Genomic DNA, 16,920 nt, shown 5'->3' on the forward strand with positions numbered 1-16,920 from the left:
AGCCACGCGCCGCCGACGGTTCAGCCGCCGGAGGGCAGGAACTCCTCCACGGCGGTCAGGAAGTCCCGGACCACCGGCCCGTTGTCATAGCCGCCGCCCAGACCCTCGTTGAAGAACAGGGCGACGGCCAGGTCCCCGTGGATCGCGATCAGCCACGTGTGCGCCAGGTCCTCGCCATCGGCTACGAACTGGGCGGTGCCCGTCTTGGCCAGCACCGGGGCCCCCGGGACGTCCTGGAGCATCTCCGCGGTGCCCGTCTCCACCACGCCGGCCATCAGTTCCTGCAGCTGTCCGGCCTCTGCGGCCGTGATGCCGGTCTCCGGGGCGGCAGGGACCTCCACCGCCGGATCGGTCACGAAGACAGGGCGGACGGTGTGCCCGGCGGCCACCGAGGCGGCCACGGTGGCCATGCCCAGCGGGGAGGTCTCCACCACGCCCTGGCCGAAGAGGTTGGCGGCGTGCTCGGTGCCCGTGGAGTCATCCGGGACGGAAGCGAGGAAGGCGGAGTCGAGGCCGGTCACCGGGTCGGCGGCCAGCCCCAGAGCCTCGGCGGCCTCGGTCTCATCTGCGGCCGAGAGGTCCTGGTACGAACCCACGAACACCGTGTTGCAGGATTCGGCGAAGGCCTCGGAGAACGGGATCTGACCCACGGAGGCCGCCGGATAACCGTCATAGTTGCCTATCACCATCCCGCCCACGTTGATGGAGGCCGGGCACTGCACGGTGTCCTCCGGGGCGAGCCCGGACCGCAGCAGGGCCAGTGCCGTGACGACTTTGAACGTGGAGCCCGGCGCATAGGACCCGGAGACCGCCACCGGCCAGCCCTCGGGGCCGGAGGCCGCAGCCAGCACCTGCCCGTCCGAGGGGCGCAGCGCGACCAGCCCGGCCGGCACCTCCGAGGCGGCGACGACGGCCTCTGCCTCGGCCTGCACCTGCCGGTTGAGCGTGGAGGTCAGATCCCGCCCGGGGGTCGGCTCGCTCCTGAAGACGGGATCGGCCGCCGCCGCGGTGCCGTCCGGGGCGTCAGAGGCGTCCGGGTTGTCGATGGTGATCTCCACGCCGGGGGAGCCGGCCAGGTGCTCCTGCCAGTCGGCCTGCAATCCGGACAGCCCGACCTCGACGCCGGCCCGGAGCTCGCCGTCCGAGGCCTCGATCTGCTCCGCGTCCGGCTCGCCGTAGGTCCCCAGGACGTCACGGGCGAAGGCCCGGCTGGGTGCCAGGACGGCCGTGTCCTCGAGGACACGCCCGCCCGGGATCTCCGCCATCTGCGCGGTGGGGATCTCCGTGACCCCGTTGTCGCGCAGGGTGATGGCCGGGACGAAGGCCTGCTCCGCGGCGGCCTCGGCCCGGGCCACGAAGGCCTCCACGTTCACGCCGGCGGCTTCCGCCACCGCGGCCGCCGACTCGGCGACGGCCGCGGCCAGGGAGTCGGCCCCGGCTGCCGCGAGACGGGACTTGTCCAGCCCCAGGACGGCCACGTCCCGCTCCATCATCAGTTCCTCGCCCGCTCCGTCCAGGATGCTGCCCCGCTCGGCCGGGACCTCGGTGACCTGTACCGTGCCACCGGTTTCCAGGCCTGGCACCACCGTGTCCGGCGCGAGGTCGACGAGCCACTCCTGGCCCTCCTCGTCCCAGACCAGCTCCGCGGTGGTGTCATAGGACCAGTTGCGCTCCGAGATGGCGCCGACCTCTCCGGTGGTGTCCCCCTCGTCCAGCTGCCACTCGACGGTCAGGGCGGCCGTGGCCCGGCCGCTGTCCTCCGCGTCCACCTCTGCCGATGTCACGACCACGCCGGCTCCCGAGTCCTGGAGGTCGGTCAGCGCCTCCTCGAGGAGGCCGGGCACGTCCCGTGCCTCCGGGGTCAGGGGGACACCGGCATAGTCGCCCGTGCTGATGGCCCTGGACAGGGTTCCGGCGGCCTCGTGCGGGGCCGGCCGCGACGGCCCGAAGCAGCCGGTGGCGGTCAGCAGCAGCGCCGAGACCAGTCCGAAGGCCGCGAGCGATCGGGTGGCCCGAGTGGCTCGAGTGGCCCGGGGCGGGTGGATCGACCGGTTCGGACGGATGCGGCGGAAACGGCCCGCTGACCTGTGGTTCTGCATGAACTCCCCTTTTGCGACTTCCGTCAGGCTAGCCCCTGAGACGGACCTGCTGGGAGCATGGGGGCATGAACAGCACCCTGAACCTGATCCTCAACGTCATCTGGCTGGTCTTCGGCGGACTCTGGCTGGCCCTGGGCTATTTCCTGGCCGGACTGGTCTGCTGCCTGTTGATCATCACGATCCCGTTCGGCATCGCCTCGTTCCGGATCGCCGGTTATGCCCTGTGGCCGTTCGGCCGGACGGTGGTGGACACCCAGCCCGGCCTGGGCGTCTTCACGGGCCTGGGCAACGTCATCTGGTTCATCGTGGCCGGACTCTGGATCGCCATCGGCCACGTGCTGACCGCCATCCCCATGTTCATCTCGATCATCGGGATCCCGCTGGGGATCGCTAACCTGCGCATGATCCCCGTCTCCCTGATGCCGCTGGGCAAGAAGATCGTGGACTCCGGGCAGGCCCGCTCCCTGCCGCAGTACCTGCCGGCCGCGCAGGCCGGCTACCGCTGAGGTTCCGGGACCCCGGGCACGACGACGGCCGGTCACCTTCTCCGCGGAAGGCGACCGGCCGTCGTCGTACCCCGTCCTTCAATCCCCGTCCTTCACCGCGCGTCCATCGACTGTCAGGGCGATCCACACGGTGAGGATTGCCCTCAAAAGTCTCAGGGGCGGGGCGACTCCGGGTCGTCGGAGAGCAGGGCGTCCATGCGGGCCGCGGCCTCCTCGGGGGTGGTCTGCTGGAACTCCGGGTCCCGTGCGCGCCGGCGGTTGCGCAGCACGCGCGCGGTGATCCACCAGGCCAGGAAGACGAGGACGGCCACGAGCACGAGGTTGGAGAAGACGTCCGCGTAGTCGGACACCACGTGCCAGTTCTCCCCGAGCATGAACCCGCCCCAGACGAAGATCGTGTTCCAGAGCCCGGAGCCGATCAGCGTGAACAGGGTGAACAGCCACAGGTTCATGCGCTCGATCCCGGCCGGGATGGAGATCAGGGAGCGGAAGATCGGGATCATGCGGCCCAGCAGCACGGTCCAGTAGCCGTACCGGTTGAACCAGCGTTCGGTCTTCTCCACGTCATCGATGTCCACCAGCGGCAGCCAGTTGGCGATCCGGTACATGCGCACGCGGCCCAGCCACGCGCCGACGCCGTAGAGCATCAGCGCGCCGACCACCGAACCCACGGTGGCCCAGATCGTGGCCTCCCAGGGGCCGAACTGCCCGCCCGCCGCGGTGAAGCCCGCCAGCGGCAGGATCAGCTCGGAGGGGATCGGCGGGAAGAGGTTCTCCGCGAACACGGCCACGGCCACGCCGACCGGGCCGATGGCCTCCATGATGGACACGACGATGTCCCCCAGCCACCCGTAGGAGACCTCGCCCGCGGGGGCCGCGGCGCCGGCGGATGTGGTGGTGCTCAGAAGCGTCATGTCACGTATTCTCGCGGACGTCGCTGTGAACCGCCGAAACGGCAGCGTGAAGGCGGCAGGCATAATGGGGGTCATGCCGTTGAAACCCGACACATCCGGGCTGGTCGGAGCCCACATCATGAGTTGGGTCTCACTGTCCCCGAGCTTCATCCCGCGCACCTGGTGGATGACCTCGGCGGCCACCGGACTGTCCCAGACCTTCGGTTACGTGGCCGGCGCCGCCGGGGTGGCCGCCGCCCGGGGCCTGGGCCGGACCCTCGGGGTGGAGGTGCGGATCGACGAGGAGAGGTTCCGTCCCGTCTCCCGGGCCCTGCCCTGGGTCATGTTCGGCATCAGCGGGCTGACCTGGCTCAGGAACCAGCGGGCCCAGGCGGAGATCGCCGGCCTGATGGAGACCCGCCCCGTCCGCACCCGGGAGCACGTGCTGGGGGTGGCCGGCGGCCTGGCGCTGACCGCCGGACTCGTCACGGCCGGCCGCGGCGTCAACGCCGTGGCGGCCCGCATCTCGCAGGCCCTCAAGCCGGTGATGCCGGATCCGGTGGCGGCCGTGATCGGCGCCGGCGCCACCGCCACCGGCACCGCCTTCATCCTGGACAAGGTGGTCTACCGGCGGCTGCTGGAGCGGCTGTCCAAGGCAGCCCAGGAGACCAACGCCAAGCTGCTGCCGGGCCGGGTCCCGCCCGTGGAGATCGAACGATCGGGCTCGGAGGCGTCCCATGAGCCCTGGAGCACCCTGGGCGCCAAGGGCCAGGCCGTCGTCTCCGACGGGCCCCGCGCCGTGGACATCGAGGAGGCCACCGGCCGGCCGGCCCTGACGCCCATCCGGGCCTATGCCGGGTGGCAGGAGGGCCGCGACCTGGAGGCCACGGCCGCGGCCGTCGTCGCGGAGCTGCATCGCACCGGCGGCTTCGAGCGCGAGGTGCTGCTGGTGCAGACCACCACGGGGACCGGCTGGCTGCAGGAATGGTCCGCCGCCTCGGTGGAGTTCCTCACGGGCGGCGACTGCGCGCTCGCCTCCATGCAGTACACCTACCTGCCCTCCGGCATCGCCTTCGTCGCCGACCGCACCACGCCCGTGCTGGCCGCCCGCGCCCTGCTGACCGCCGTCGAGGCCGAGCTGGACACCCTGCCACCCGGCCGGCGGCCGAAGCTGCTCGTGGGCGGGGAGTCCCTCGGCGCGCTGGGCGGCACCCAGGCCTTCGAGTCACTGGAGGACATGGTCCGCCGCGTGGACGGTGCGGTCTGGGCGGGACTGCCCCGGTTCGCGGACTTCTGGACCTCGCTGGCACCGTTCCGGCGCCGCGGCACCCCGGAGATCGCGCCCGTGGTGGACGAGGGCCGGCACGTCCGCTTCGCGACCAAGCCCGAGGACCTGGTCACCGACTTCACCGGTGTCCCGTTCGGCCCGTGGGACGGCCCTCGGATCGTGGTGGCCCAGCACGCCTCGGACCCGGTGGTCTGGTGGAGCCCGGAGCTGATGTGGCGCAAGCCCGACTGGGCCAAGGAGAACGCCGGGCTCGACGTCTCCCGCACCCTGCGCTGGCTGCCCTGGGTCACGTTCTGGCAGGTGGCCTCGGACATGCCGCAGTCCGTGTCCGTCCCGGGCGGGCACGGGCACCGCTACGTGGAGGAGATGCTGCAGTACTGGGCCGCCGTGCTCGGCCAGGATCCGCTGCAGGACTTCTCCACCATCGCCCAGGCGATCCGCCGGACGATCGTGCCGAACTTCGCCTGAGGGACCGCCCGAGGTCGCAACGAGCGGGAGTGGAAATGTCACCAAACGGTGCCATAATGAGCTGATGACCATGAATGCGGAGACGATCGGCCGCACGTTGCGCGAGCGGCGGAAGGCTCAGGGATACACACAGCAGGCTCTTGCCGACGCCATCGGCACCTCCCGCAAGTTCATCGTGGACCTGGAAGCCGGAAAGGACGGCGCGTCCTTCGGTTTGGCGCTGAAAGCAATGCGGGTCCTCGGCCTGAGCATCACCGCAGACGACACGGCGACCCGCGAGTTTGCTGGTGACTTCGCCCGAACGATCCGCGACGGCGACTTTCATTTCGCTATCCGTCTGCTGGGGGAGTACGCCAGCGAGTCGATTTCAGCGGGTCGGGTGCTGATGCCACTCGCCCCGACCCTGGACGACGAGGCCTACCGGGCGGCTCTCGGGGCAGTCACCCGCTGGGTAGCAGCCAAGACTCAGACCCCCGTCCCTGGATGGGCCAAGCGGGCTAAGAAGTCGTCCGAGCCGGTCTTCCTGGCCGAGAAACTGCATCCGGTCAGCGACCGGATGAAAGACCTCATCCGGAGTGAGACCCCCCGTGAGATCGCTGCGATGAATGTTTGGATCCGTGAGCGGGATCTGGCAACGGTTTGACCATCAGACGGGAGTTTCGTCGGGATGACGTCGTCGAGCTGCTCCGTGAGTTGGAGGCTCGGCTCGCAGCTCGGGACGTCGCAGTGGACATCCAGGTCGTCGGCGGGGCAGCCCTTCTGCTCCATGGTGTGCTGGACCGCGCGACCGGGGACATCGACGCACGATACTCCCCGGGCGACACTGTCGACGAGGTGATCACCGATATGGCGCGGGACTATGGCCTGCCCCCGAAGTGGATGAACCGCAATGCGGAGGCATTCCTGCCCGACGAAGCCCAGTGGATTGCGGGACCTGAGGGGACATCCTCAGCGGTCCGGCTTGCCGACCTGCCCACTCTGGCTGCCATGAAGATGGCAGCCGAGCGCACCAAAGACATCGAGGATCTCGGTCACATAGTGCTCGCGCTGGGGATAGAGCGGGCCGAAGAACTTGTGCGGCTGGCGTTCGACAAGTATGGCGAACATTCCGTAGCTCTCCGTGCGCCGGTCGACAACTACGAGATCGTCGCCGAAGAAGCAATGGCCGCCGCCAGGGCCCTAGGACTGCCCAGGTCAGGGACGGGACCGACTGGCTCCCTGTTGGAATGATCCCACGACCGACGTATTTGGGGCGTCAACCGTGGCCTCCGCGTACGTTCCGGAGAACACTGGTGGCATGGACACGAAACCCGCCACCCCGCAACGCCCCCAGCTCGTGACCAGCCTGTGGTTCAACGGCCAGGCGGAGGAGGCCGCCCGGTTCTACGTGGACGCGTTCGCCGGCTACCGCCCGGACTCCCGGGTGGAGGCCGTGCATCGCACGGACATCGACATCGCCCCGGACGGGAACGAGGTCGTCCTGCACCGCGGCGAGGTCCTGACGGTGGACTTCACCCTCGACGGCCAGCGGTTCACCGCCCTCAACGGCGGCGGGGACGTGCCCTACACGGACGCGGTCTCCGTGGAGGTCCGCTGTGCGAACCAGCAGGAGGTGGACCACTTCGCCGACGCGCTGAGCGCCGGCGGCGGGCAGGAGGTCGCCTGCGGTTGGGTCACCGACCGGTACGGCATGCGTTGGCAGGTCGTCCCCGAGGTGGTCTACGAGGTCATGGCCGGCGATGACCGAGAGGCCTCCGCGTGCCTGCAGTCCGCCCTCATGGGCATGAACCGCCTGAGCATCGAGGTCCTCATGGACGCCGCCAAGGACGCGCACGGCGCCGAGGAGGAGTAGCCCCGGGGGTCAGCGGGCGAGGACGGCCACCAGGAAGTCCGCCTCGGAGGCATCGGCGGGGAACGGGTCCAGCTGCCACGTGGCGAACCGGCCCTGGACGCGGAACCCGGCCCGGCCGGCGTCGTCGGTGAAATCGCCGAAGTCATAGCCGCGGCCGGCGCCGAAGCCGATCACGGCCCGGCCCCCGTCCCGCAGCAGCGCATACAGGTGGTCCAGCACCTCGCCGCGGGAGGTGGGGGAGAGGAAGCCGAAGACGTTGCCGGCGGAGAACACCAGGTCGAAGGGCTCGGACTCGCCCAGGGCCTGCAGGGCGGCGGCGTCCAGGGACTCGAGGTCGGCCACGTACCAGTCGCCCTCGGGGTGGTCCTCGGTGGCCACCTCGATCAGGTGCGGATCCAGGTCCACTCCCGTCACCCGGTGGCCGCGCCGGGCCAGGTAGCCGCCCACCCGGCCCGTGCCGCAACCGGCGTCGAGGATCCGGGCGCCGCGGGAGGCCATGGCGTCGACCAGCCGGGCCTCCCCGTCCAGGTCCATACCCTCGGCGGCCAGCTGCCGCCACCGGTCGGCGTACCGGCGGGAGTGTTCGGGATCGTCGGCCACCATCTTGGCCCACAGATTCTGGTTGGCGGTGTTGCGCGCGTGGTCTTCCATGCTCCCAGTATCCCGTGGGCCCCGGGTGGTTATAGGCTGAGATCGGAATCTTTAGAAGACCATCGGAAGGACTTTCCATGAGCATCGCCCAGATCCCGCTTCGGCTGACCGCCGGCGCCTTCATCCTCAACTCCGGCATCAACAAGACCAAGCTCACGGATGAGCAGGCCGAACAGATGCGGGACCTGGGGGCCAACGGTCTTCCGTTCCTCAAGGACCTGACCCCGAAGCAGTTCAAGCAGTTCATCGCCGCCTCGGAGATCGGCGTCGGCGCCGCCTGCCTGCTGCCGTTCGTGCCCGGCTGGATGGCCGGCGCGGCCGTCACCGCGTTCTCGGGTGGCCTGCTGGCCATGTACAAGAACACGGACTTCATGACCGAGTCGGACGGCATCCGCCCCTCCGAGCAGGGCACCGCCGTGGCCAAGGACGTCTTCCTGTTCGGCATCGGCACCGCCCTGATGATCGACGGCGCCGTGAACCGGACCGGCCGCAAGAACGCCGCCGCCTCCAAGCGGTCCAAGAAGCTGGAGGCCGCCAAGGAGGCCAAGGTGGCCGCCATCGAGGCCGCCAAGTCCGAGCAGGCCGAGGCCATCCGGGCCGCCGCTGCGGAGAAGGCGGAGGCCATCAACAAGGCCCGCGAGGAGCAGACCGGTGCCCTGCGCGCCGCCCGCAAGGACCTGCAGAAGATGCGCAAGAGCATCTGAACACCCGTGCCCGACGACGGCCCGGCCCCTTCCCCGCGGAAGGCGCCGGGTCGTCGTGGTTCAGGGAGGGTTCAGCGGCTCGGTGCTGCGCTGGGTGCTCCAGGGCCGGCGCGCCTTCGACTCCGGGGCCGCACCGTTGCGGGACTACCAGGCCGGTTCGTCTGGGCCGGCCCAGTACTGATGCGTCCCGTCAGCTGAGGAGTGGCACCTCCAGGTCATAGGCGAGGATCACCGCTCGGGCGAGGTCCCGTTCCTGGTCGGGCTGGAGGAACCCCACGGTGCGGCCCAGCGACGCGGCGGGGATCGTCACGACATTGTCGAGGGCGACGGCGCCGGCCTGGGCCAGTCCGTTCGAGGTTCCGACGGGGACCTCACTGGAGAGCCCCTTCACGGTGGTGGTGATGGGGGCCACGGTCACCTTGGTCATCGATGACCGGGCGGCTTCCCTGGTCAGGACGAGGACTGGGCGGGTCGTGTCCAGGCGGGCGAGGCAGATCTCACGCACCGTCAGTCGACCAGCGTGTTCTGGCCGTGCTGATCCGTTGACCACACCACGAGGTCGTCCAGCTCGTCGGCAGCTCCCTGGTCGCGGAGGGTCTGGGCGTCCTGTTCGGCGAGGTGCCGGCGCAACTCGCGCTCGAGGGCGGAGGTGACGAGGGCGGCCCGGCTGGGTGCAAGCCCCTCGGCCACGGCCCGGTCGAGAAACGCGACCAGCTGGTCCGGCAGGCGTACGGCGATCTGGGTGCTCATGGTCAGAGTATACCGAATCGAATCCCAGTATGGGATGCACGATTGCCGGCGGCCGACGTGGTCGACGGGACGGGGCGCAGTCGGCGGGGCGCGTGGCGGTCAGTCCTCCGCCGCGCCGCGGTCCCAGCCGGCGGCCGGGTCCGCGGGCAGGCCCTTGACCGGCCGGGCGGGCACGCCCACCGCCACCACGTCCGCCGGCAGGTCTCGGGTGACCACGGATCCCGCGCCGACCACGGTGTTCTGGCCGATGCTCACGCCCGGGCCCACGATCACCCCACCGCCGAGCCACACGTTGTCCCCGATCGTGATGGGCGCGGCACCCTCCCACTTGTCCCGGCGCGGGCCCGGCTGAAGCGGGTGGGTGGCCGTGAGCAGCTGCACGTGGGTGGCGATCTGCACGTCCGCTCCGATCCGGATCTCGGCGCAGTCCAGGGCGACCAGCCCGAAGTTGGCGAAGGTGCGGTCACCCAGGTGCAGGTGCCGGCCGTAGTCCAGGTGGAACGGGGGACGGACCTCGATCCCCTCGCCGCACGTCCCCAGCAGCTCCTCCAGCAGCGTCCGGCGGAGGCCACCCTCGGTGATCGAGGTGGCGTTGTACCGCTCGGTGAGCAGCTGGGCCCGGGTGGACAGCGCGGCGGTCTCCGGGTCGTCCGCCCGGTAGGGGTCTCCGGCGAGCATGCGCTGATACATGGTCCGGTCATCGGGGAAGAACGGGGAGGCGGCGGATCCTGCGGCGGGAGTCATGGACCCAGCCTGCCAGAGGGGGCGAGAATGAACGCATGTCTGAGAACGGTCCGCGCGAACCCACCGGCGCCCTCGTGGACGGGCCGGAGGGCCTGACCATCCAGATCCAGCGGAGGCTGGACCACCCCCCGGAGGACGTGTGGGCGTACCTCACGGATCCGGAGCTGCTGGGCTGGTACGGCACGTATACGGGGGACCCGGCCTCCGGCAGCGTGCAACTGGCCATGGTGGAGGCCCCGGAGACGCCGGGGGAGTGCGTGATCGAGGCCTGCGAGCGGCCCTCACGCCTCGAGGTGACGCTGACAGACCCCGAGGGCGCGGACTGGAGGCTGCGGGTCTCCCTGGACCACGCGGCGTCGGGGGCCGGGACGGACCTGGTCTTCCGGCAGCCGGTGGCCGGCTTCGAGACCATGGCCGGGGACGTCGGCCCCGGCTGGGAGTACTACCTCGACCGGCTCACGCTGGCCCTGGGCGGCGGGGACGTGGAGGCCGTGGACTTCGCCGACTATCACCCCGCCCAGCGGGGGCACTACACCCCGGAGGCCGGCGACGGCTCCTGAGCCTACAGATCCACCTCGGTCGGGTTCAGCACCCGGCGCAGGAAGTCCTGGGTGCGTGGCTGGGACGGCGAGCCGATGACCTGCTCCGCCGGGCCCTCCTCCACCACCACGCCGCCGTCCATGAACACCACGCGGTCTGCCACGTCCCGGGCGAAACCCATCTCGTGGGTGACCACGAGCATGGTCATGCCGGCCGCGGCCAGGCGCCGCATCACGGAGAGCACCTCGCCCACGGTCTCGGGGTCCAGCGCGGAGGTGGGCTCGTCGAAGAGCATCAGCTGCGGGTCCATGGACAGCGCCCGGGCGATCGCCACGCGCTGCTGCTGGCCCCCGGAGAGCTGGTCCGGGTAGCGCTCCTCGAAGCCTTCCAGCCCCACGCGTGCCAGGTTCTTCCGGGCGACGCCGGCCGCCTCGGCCTTGGTGCGCTTCAGCACCTTGGTCTGGGCCACCGTGCAGTTCTCCAGCACGGACAGGTGCGGGAACAGGTTGAACTGCTGGAACACCATGCCCACGTGGCGGCGCATGGCGTTGAGGTCCACCTCCGGGTCCGTGGCGTCGAAGCCGCTGACGGTCACGGCGCCCTGGTCGGGGGTCTCGAGCAGGTTGACGCAGCGCAGCAGGGTGGACTTGCCGGACCCCGAGGGCCCGATCAGGCAGACCACCTCGCCGGGGGCGACGGTCAGGTCGATGCCCTTGAGGACCTCGTTGGAGCCGTAGGACTTGTGCAGGCCGGAGATGCTGAATCCTCCGGCGTGGATGGTCTCGGTCATCTTCTTCCCTCTCAGACGCGGGTGCGGTTGGTGCGCGATTCGAACCGGCGGGCCAACAGGGACAGCGGGACGGTGATGATCAGGTACATGACGCCGGCCATGAGCACGGGGGTCAGACCCGCGTCCAGGGCCGTGATGCCGTCCCGGCCGAACTTGGTCAGCTCGTACTCGTGGGCGGCCAGGCCGAGGACGTAGACCAGGGAGGAGTCCTTGGTCAGCAGGATGACCTCGTTGGTCAGCGGCGGCAGCACCAGGCGGAACGCCTGGGGCAGGACGATGGTGACCATGGCGCGCCAGGCGGGCATCCCGAGGGAGCGGGCGGCCTCGACCTGGCCCTTCGGGACGGCCTGCAGGCCGGCACGCAGGGTCTCGGCGATGTAGGCCGAGGACACCAGGCCCAAGGACGCCATCACCACCAGGGGGATGGGCCACTGCACACCGAAGGCGAAGGGGACGCCGTAGCCGAAGGCGATGAAGACCAACAGCGCGGGCAGCCCGCGGAACAGCTCGATGTAGGCGGTGGCCAGCCACCGGTACGGCGGGAAGGAGGAGAGGCGCATCAGGGCCAGCAGCATGCCGCCGAGCAGGCCCACCACGAACGAGGAGACCGTGTAGAGCAGGGTGTTTCCGAGACCGACCAGGATGATGTCCGGGAACAGCGGGCCGATCTCCGCGAAGTTGAAGACGGACTGGCCCAAGGTCTCCCAGTCCATGACCAGGACCAGGACCAGGATCACCAGGACGAAGAGCCCGGCCTGCAGGCCCAGGGACAGCTGGCGGCGGCGCCGGTTGGTCATTCTCCGCGGGGCGGTGGTGGTGTCAGGGGTGCTCATTCGGTGCCCTCCGTCGCGCTCTCGCCGAACCAGCGGGCCCGGGACTCGTCCAGGCTGCCGTCCTCTTCCATGCCCAGCAGGGAGGCGTTGACCGCCGAGAGCAGCTGGGCCTTGTCCGGGGCCACGGCCACCCCGAGCTGCTCACCGGTGGGAAGGGCCGCGACCACCTCGTAGGCAGGGTCGTCCTTCACGTTGTAGAGCACCACGGACTGATTGCCGAGCACGGCGTCCACGGTGCCGGCCCGCAGGCCCTCCATCTGCATGCCGCCGTCCTCGAACTGGATCGGGGTGAGGCCGTTCTCCTCGGCGAAGCGCTCGCCGGTGGTGGCGGCCTGGACCCCGACGCGCCGGCCCTGGGCGGATTCGAGGTCCGTGATGCCGGAACCCTTCTCCGCCACGAGCACCAGATCGTCGTCCAGGTAGGGGACGGAGAACGCCATGACCTGTTGGCGGGGCTCGGTGATGGAGATCGAGGAGGCGTTGACGTCACAGCCGGTCAGCGAGGAGCCGGACTCGATGGCCTCGAAGGAGGAGTCGACCACGGTCAGCGGCACCCCGAGGTCGTCGGCGATCCGCTGCACGATGTCGATGTCATAGCCGACCAGCTCGCTGCCCTGCTGGAACTCGAAGGGCGGATAGGGGACGTCGGCGCAGACGGTGAGCTGGCCGGGGTTGACCAGGTCGAGGCTCTCGACGAGGGGGTCGGCCTCGGCGGCGGCGGTGTCACCGAGCTGGGGGCCGATGAGGGCACAGCCGCTCAGGGTCAGTGCTCCGGCTCCCACGATGGCTGCTGCCACCGTGGCCACGCGGGGGCGGCGGGTGCGGGACGGGGTCATGGGGGTTCTTCCGGTGCGGGGGCCTCCCGGCGGACTGCAGGGTGGCGTGGAGAGGGTCAGTTTACCGGCCGGCGGCCGGCTGTCACCGGAAGGTGGATCAGCCGTGGCTCTCGTCGAGGACCCCGGTCACGGTGGTCAGCAGGAACACGCTGTCCTGCAGGGCCGTCACGCCGTGGCGTTCCTTGGTCAGCTGGACCAGCTGGCCCGTCTGCAGGCTCACGTCCTCCCCGGGGCCGGCGGTGACCACCACCTCGCCCTGCATCACCTGCAGGGTCGCGGCGGGCGGGGCGTTGTGGTCCGCCAGGACGGAGCCGGAGGTCAGGGCGATGATCGATTGGCGCAGATGGCCGTCCCGCAGCAGCAGGTCACCGTGGCGGCCGTGCGGACTGTCCTGGGCGGCCTCCAGGGTCGCTCGGATCAGGGCGGGCAGGTCGTGGGGTCCGGGCGAGTAGGTCATGCAGTCACCGTAGCCCGCACGCGCGCCGGTGGGGAGGGATCTCAGGCGATCGTGGTGACCAGGCCGTAGAACAGCGCGCCGAACACCACCGCGTAGAGGGTGATGGCCACCGCCTGCCAGGTGATGACCCGGCCCTTGGCCACCCCGAAGGACGTCAGCGCGGCGGCGGTGAAGTGGGTGGGCAGCAGGAAGGGGCCGAGCAGGGAGACGCCGGGGACCCCGTACTTCTCAAGGGCCCGGCGCACCTTCTGCTGCTTCTCCGAGGAGGGTTTAGGGGTCTTGCCGGCGGCGATCCGTCGATTCACGATCCCCGCGCGCAGCCTCTCGAAAGAGAGCACGATCAACGCCACGATGCCCACATTGGCGGCGATGGCCACCGGGATGGCGATCCAGGGGCTGATCCCGGCGACGGCCCCGATGATGGCGGCGCCCTCGCCCTCCACGTAGGGCACCAGGGCGGCGACGGCGATGCCGAGGAACTGCAGGGCCGTCGGCAGGGATTCGGTGAAGGATTGGAGCTGGGCCACGAAGTCCATGGGGGAGCCTTTCTGAGGCGTCGGGTGTTGCTGGTGGATGGTGCTTCCAGCCTCGCGTGCGCGTCCCTTCTGTAGTAGTGCCCCGCTGTCACCCCGAGAGCCGAAACCGTCACCGCCACCCCGTGACAGTTGTCATCGGCCTACTGTGGGAACCGTGAACCAGCCCGCACCGCACCTGAGCCGCTCCTCCGGGCAATTGCCCTCGACGGTTCCGGGCCGGTCCGCCCGTGGCGTGCGCGTCACCTGGTGGTACACCTACCTCTCGATGGTGTTGTTCGCCCTGTTCATGGCCTTCATCACGGCGGCGCAGCTGGCCCTCTTCCATCTGGAGGCCGGCGGCCGGTTCTCGTGGGTGGTGGTCACCACCGTCGTGTTCATCGCTCTCAGCGGCCTGACCCAGTCCCTGTGCACGTGGCTGGTGCGGCACGGCATGGGCAGGGGCTGGCCGCATCCCTGGGCCACCGTGCTCCTGCTGGCGCCGCCCGTGGTCGTGTGGGTGCTGACCCTGTGGCTGCCGGGTGGGGCCGTCCCCGGGGGCGTCCCCCTGTGGCTCGCCTCGAACGTCCTGGCCATCCTGGTCCGCGGCATGACCCGGCGGCTGGTCCTCACCGCGGGGCTGGGCCTGCTGGCGGTGCACTGGTGGGCCGGGGCGCAGCTGACCGGCGTGGTCGTCCCCACCGAGGCGGCCGCCGAGCAGCTGCCCCCGCTGGTCTTCTTCATCCTCTTCGTGCCGGTGGTCTTCCTGTTCTCCGCCTGGTGGTGGAACATCGTGGTCCAGATGGACGCCGCCCGCCGGGACGCCGCCCAGCTGGCGGTGGCCCGCGAGCGCCTGCGCTTCGCCTCGGACCTGCATGACATCCAGGGCCACCACCTGCAGGTCATCGCCCTGAAGGCAGAGCTGGCCGACCGCCTCCTGGGGGCCGGGAAGCCGGAGGCCGCCCAGGAGAACATCCGCGAGGTGCGCACCCTGGCCCGCACCGCCCTGGAGGAGACCCGCTCGCTCGTGCGCGACCTGCGGGAGATCTCCCTCGAGGAGGAGATCGCCAACGCCAGGGACGTGCTGGAGGCCTCCGGGGCCACCGTGCGGCTGCGGGGCATCCACGTGCAGGACCCGGCGGCCCGGACCCTGCTGGGGCTCGCCGTCCGGGAGGGCGCCACGAACATCCTGCGCCACGCCCCGGAGGCCACGGAGGTCTCCATCGAGCTGGCGGCCACCGGAACCGAGGCCCGTCCTGGCGCCGGTGCTGTGGGGGGCCAGCGGCTCGTCATCACCAACGACGGCGTCGAGGGACCGGGGCCGGACGAGGCGGGAGCCGGGGCACCCGGGGTGACCGGGCCGTCGTCGGGCACGGGGTTGTCCGGACTGAACCGGCGCTTCGCCGCCTCCGGGGGAACGGTCTCCGGCCGGCGCGAGGGGCACACCTTCGTCCTGGAGGCCCGCGTGCCGGTCCTGCCGGGGGCAGGCGGCGTGATGGACGAACACGATGAGGGGGAGCAGGGCAGATGATCCGGTTGCTGATCGCGGACGACGAGGTGCTGATCCGGGGGGCGTTGGAGTCCCTGCTCGGGTTGGAGGAGGACTTCGAGGTGGTGGCCGGCGTGGACAACGGGGCCCAGGCCGTGGACGCCGCGGTCCGGTTGGCCCCGGACGTGTGCCTGCTGGACCTGGAGATGCCCGAGCTGGACGGGGTGGAGGCCGCCGCGCAGATCCTGCGGCGGGTGGCCACCAAGATCATCATCGTGACCCGTCATGCCCGGCCCGGGGTGCTGCGCCGGGCGCTGAACGAGAAGGTCTCGGGATTCGTGCCGAAGTCCACCCCGGCCGAGGAGCTCGCCAAGGTCATCCGGGACGTGGCCGCGGGCAAGCGGTACGTGGACCCGGACATCGCCGCCACAGCCCTGGGTGGCGAGCGCAGTCCGCTGACCGACCGCGAGCTGGACGTCCTGCGCGCCGGGCGGGACGCGGCCACCGTGCAGCAGATCGCCGAACGGCTGCACCTGGCCCCCGGGACGGTGCGGAACTACCTGTCCTCCGCCATGGGCAAGCTCGGGGTGGGGACCCGGCGGGAGGCCTCTCAGGTGGCGTGGGAGCAGGGCTGGATCTAGACGAGCGAGCGTCCCCCGTCGACCAGGATCACCTGGCCGCGCAGATGGCGGGCCCGTTCGGAGAGGAGGAAGGCCATCCAATCGCCGATCTCCTCGGGGCGTGCTCGTCGACCTGCTGGCGCTCGCATGGGACTGGTCACCATGGTTCCGGAGCCCACGGCGGCCGCCCCGAAGCCCGTCTCCACCGATCCGGGACAGATGCAGTTCGCGCGCACGCCGGCCTCGGAGAACCGTGCCGTCAGGTGCCGGACCAGCTGGGTGACGGCTGCCTTGGAGGCGCCGTAGGCAGGGGTGGAGGTGGGATGCCCCGACCGGAACGCGCCGAAGGAGCCAGTCGTGGCGATGGCACCTCCACCGGCGGTGATCATCGGGTCGAGGAAGCGCTGGGCCGCCAGGAACTGTGATTCGAGGTTGACGGTGAAGGCACGTCGCCAGTTCTCCAGGCTCAACGAGCGGATGTCGCCCTCTCCGCCGATGCCCGCATTGAGGCACAGCCGTGTGACCGGTCCTCGCCACTCCTCGGCGGCTGAGGCGATCCGGTCGACACCCTCCGGCGTTGCTGCGTCTCCCGGGGCCGCAAGCGCGCTGCCGCCCGCCGCGGCGATCTCCGCAGCGACCGCCTTGGCGCGTTCTTCCGAGAGATCGGCGACGACCACGTCGGCGCCTTCGTGAGCGAGCCGAAGCGCCGTTGCGCGTCCGATGCCGCTGCCGCCGCCGGTGACCACGGCGACCTTGCCGTTCAATTCGAGATCCATGGTTGCCTCCTCCTCAGGTTCTGATATGTACTATAACCACATATGACCGGAGAATAGTTGTTTCATTTTACGCGTGTGATGCGGTGTGCGGAGAATTCGCTGGATCCGACAG

At 70.5% G+C, this 16,920-nt stretch carries 22 protein-coding genes; 10 read left to right on the forward strand and 12 right to left on the reverse strand.

Annotated elements, in window-relative coordinates; all coding sequences use genetic code 11:
- Positions 1-20: 20 nt before the first annotated feature.
- A complete protein-coding gene (locus AB0K08_RS02880; protein ID WP_363351442.1) occupies positions 21-2,099 on the reverse strand; it encodes a penicillin-binding transpeptidase domain-containing protein in 2,079 nt (692 codons plus the stop codon).
- A 77-nt stretch (positions 2,100-2,176) separates the two neighbouring features.
- Here AB0K08_RS02880 and AB0K08_RS02885 point away from each other — a divergent pair, with 77 nt between their 5' ends.
- Complete coding sequence (locus AB0K08_RS02885) at positions 2,177-2,605, forward strand: YccF domain-containing protein (protein ID WP_363351852.1); 429 nt, start codon at positions 2,177-2,179, stop codon at positions 2,603-2,605.
- 152 nt (positions 2,606-2,757) lie between these two features.
- Here AB0K08_RS02885 and AB0K08_RS02890 read toward each other — a convergent pair whose 3' ends face one another.
- On the reverse strand, positions 2,758-3,519 hold the full coding sequence (locus tag AB0K08_RS02890; RefSeq protein ID WP_363351444.1) for a DedA family protein: 762 nt from the start codon (positions 3,517-3,519) through the stop codon (positions 2,758-2,760).
- A gap of 73 nt (positions 3,520-3,592) precedes the next feature.
- On the opposite strand from AB0K08_RS02890, the gene AB0K08_RS02895 reads away from it, so the two are divergent.
- The 4 genes from AB0K08_RS02895 (at position 3,593) to AB0K08_RS02910 (ending at position 7,106) form a co-directional block, all read left to right on the forward strand.
- Positions 3,593-5,254: an alpha/beta-hydrolase family protein gene (locus tag AB0K08_RS02895; RefSeq protein ID WP_363351446.1), complete on the forward strand. Its 1,662-nt coding sequence runs from the start codon at positions 3,593-3,595 to the stop codon at positions 5,252-5,254.
- A 64-nt stretch (positions 5,255-5,318) separates the two neighbouring features.
- Positions 5,319-5,897, forward strand: a complete 579-nt coding sequence (locus AB0K08_RS02900; protein WP_363351448.1) for a helix-turn-helix domain-containing protein — start codon at positions 5,319-5,321, stop codon at positions 5,895-5,897.
- The gene (locus AB0K08_RS02905) at positions 5,894-6,484 is read left to right on the forward strand and encodes a DUF6036 family nucleotidyltransferase (protein WP_363351450.1); all 591 of its coding nucleotides are present in this window, start codon (positions 5,894-5,896) and stop codon (positions 6,482-6,484) included. The genes AB0K08_RS02900 and AB0K08_RS02905 overlap by 4 nt, the downstream gene beginning before the upstream one ends.
- 67 nt (positions 6,485-6,551) lie before the next feature.
- Positions 6,552-7,106, forward strand: coding sequence for a VOC family protein (locus AB0K08_RS02910; RefSeq protein WP_363351452.1), 555 nt, complete (start codon positions 6,552-6,554; stop codon positions 7,104-7,106).
- 9 nt (positions 7,107-7,115) lie between these two features.
- On the opposite strand, the gene AB0K08_RS02915 is transcribed toward AB0K08_RS02910, so the two are convergent.
- On the reverse strand, positions 7,116-7,757 hold the full coding sequence (locus tag AB0K08_RS02915; protein ID WP_363351454.1) for a methyltransferase domain-containing protein: 642 nt from the start codon (positions 7,755-7,757) through the stop codon (positions 7,116-7,118).
- Between the two features lie 77 nt (positions 7,758-7,834).
- Between AB0K08_RS02915 and AB0K08_RS02920 the strand changes: the two genes are divergently transcribed.
- Positions 7,835-8,461 carry a hypothetical protein gene (locus tag AB0K08_RS02920; protein ID WP_363351456.1) on the forward strand — a complete coding sequence of 209 codons (627 nt, stop codon included), beginning with the start codon at positions 7,835-7,837 and terminating at the stop codon, positions 8,459-8,461.
- A 55-nt stretch (positions 8,462-8,516) separates the two neighbouring features.
- Positions 8,517-8,642, forward strand: a complete 126-nt coding sequence (locus AB0K08_RS02925; protein WP_363351458.1) for a hypothetical protein — start codon at positions 8,517-8,519, stop codon at positions 8,640-8,642.
- A gap of 9 nt (positions 8,643-8,651) precedes the next feature.
- On the opposite strand, the gene AB0K08_RS02930 is transcribed toward AB0K08_RS02925, so the two are convergent.
- The 3 genes from AB0K08_RS02930 to AB0K08_RS02940 form a co-directional block, all read right to left on the reverse strand.
- A complete protein-coding gene (locus AB0K08_RS02930; RefSeq protein WP_363351460.1) occupies positions 8,652-9,011 on the reverse strand; it encodes a type II toxin-antitoxin system PemK/MazF family toxin in 360 nt (119 codons plus the stop codon).
- A complete protein-coding gene (locus AB0K08_RS02935) occupies positions 8,969-9,211 on the reverse strand; it encodes a ribbon-helix-helix domain-containing protein (protein ID WP_363351462.1) in 243 nt (80 codons plus the stop codon). Before AB0K08_RS02935 ends, AB0K08_RS02930 begins: the two co-directional genes overlap by 43 nt.
- A gap of 99 nt (positions 9,212-9,310) precedes the next feature.
- The gene (locus AB0K08_RS02940) at positions 9,311-9,955 is read right to left on the reverse strand and encodes a sugar O-acetyltransferase (protein ID WP_363351464.1); all 645 of its coding nucleotides are present in this window, start codon (positions 9,953-9,955) and stop codon (positions 9,311-9,313) included.
- Positions 9,956-9,990: 35 nt separating this feature from the next.
- Between AB0K08_RS02940 and AB0K08_RS02945 the strand changes: the two genes are divergently transcribed.
- The gene (locus AB0K08_RS02945) at positions 9,991-10,515 is read left to right on the forward strand and encodes an SRPBCC domain-containing protein (protein ID WP_363351466.1); all 525 of its coding nucleotides are present in this window, start codon (positions 9,991-9,993) and stop codon (positions 10,513-10,515) included.
- A gap of 2 nt (positions 10,516-10,517) precedes the next feature.
- Here the strand turns inward: AB0K08_RS02945 and AB0K08_RS02950 are convergent, their stop codons facing one another.
- The 5 genes from AB0K08_RS02950 to AB0K08_RS02970 all read right to left on the reverse strand — a co-directional run bounded on the left by AB0K08_RS02950 (position 10,518) and on the right by AB0K08_RS02970 (position 13,947).
- Positions 10,518-11,285: an amino acid ABC transporter ATP-binding protein gene (locus tag AB0K08_RS02950; protein WP_363351468.1), complete on the reverse strand. Its 768-nt coding sequence runs from the start codon at positions 11,283-11,285 to the stop codon at positions 10,518-10,520.
- 11 nt (positions 11,286-11,296) lie between these two features.
- Positions 11,297-12,118: an amino acid ABC transporter permease gene (locus AB0K08_RS02955; protein ID WP_363351470.1), complete on the reverse strand. Its 822-nt coding sequence runs from the start codon at positions 12,116-12,118 to the stop codon at positions 11,297-11,299.
- Positions 12,115-12,954, reverse strand: a complete 840-nt coding sequence (locus AB0K08_RS02960) for an ABC transporter substrate-binding protein (protein WP_363351472.1) — start codon at positions 12,952-12,954, stop codon at positions 12,115-12,117. Before AB0K08_RS02960 ends, AB0K08_RS02955 begins: the two co-directional genes overlap by 4 nt.
- 97 nt (positions 12,955-13,051) lie before the next feature.
- The gene (locus AB0K08_RS02965) at positions 13,052-13,411 is read right to left on the reverse strand and encodes a cupin (protein WP_363351474.1); all 360 of its coding nucleotides are present in this window, start codon (positions 13,409-13,411) and stop codon (positions 13,052-13,054) included.
- Between the two features lie 41 nt (positions 13,412-13,452).
- Positions 13,453-13,947: a small multi-drug export protein gene (locus tag AB0K08_RS02970; protein ID WP_363351476.1), complete on the reverse strand. Its 495-nt coding sequence runs from the start codon at positions 13,945-13,947 to the stop codon at positions 13,453-13,455.
- Between the two features lie 154 nt (positions 13,948-14,101).
- On the opposite strand from AB0K08_RS02970, the gene AB0K08_RS02975 reads away from it, so the two are divergent.
- Positions 14,102-15,454, forward strand: a complete 1,353-nt coding sequence (locus AB0K08_RS02975; protein ID WP_363351478.1) for a histidine kinase — start codon at positions 14,102-14,104, stop codon at positions 15,452-15,454.
- Positions 15,451-16,053 (forward strand): response regulator transcription factor, encoded by a 603-nt coding sequence (locus AB0K08_RS02980; RefSeq protein WP_363351480.1) that lies wholly within the window; start codon positions 15,451-15,453, stop codon positions 16,051-16,053. Before AB0K08_RS02975 ends, AB0K08_RS02980 begins: the two co-directional genes overlap by 4 nt.
- On the opposite strand, the gene AB0K08_RS02985 is transcribed toward AB0K08_RS02980, so the two are convergent.
- Complete coding sequence (locus tag AB0K08_RS02985; protein ID WP_363351482.1) at positions 16,050-16,808, reverse strand: SDR family oxidoreductase; 759 nt, start codon at positions 16,806-16,808, stop codon at positions 16,050-16,052. The two genes, AB0K08_RS02980 and AB0K08_RS02985, sit on opposite strands and share 4 nt — an antisense overlap.
- Between the last annotated feature and the right edge of the window lie 112 nt (positions 16,809-16,920).

It is taken from the genome of Citricoccus sp. NPDC055426 (genome assembly GCF_040677445.1).
GTDB lineage: Bacteria > Actinomycetota > Actinomycetes > Actinomycetales > Micrococcaceae > Citricoccus.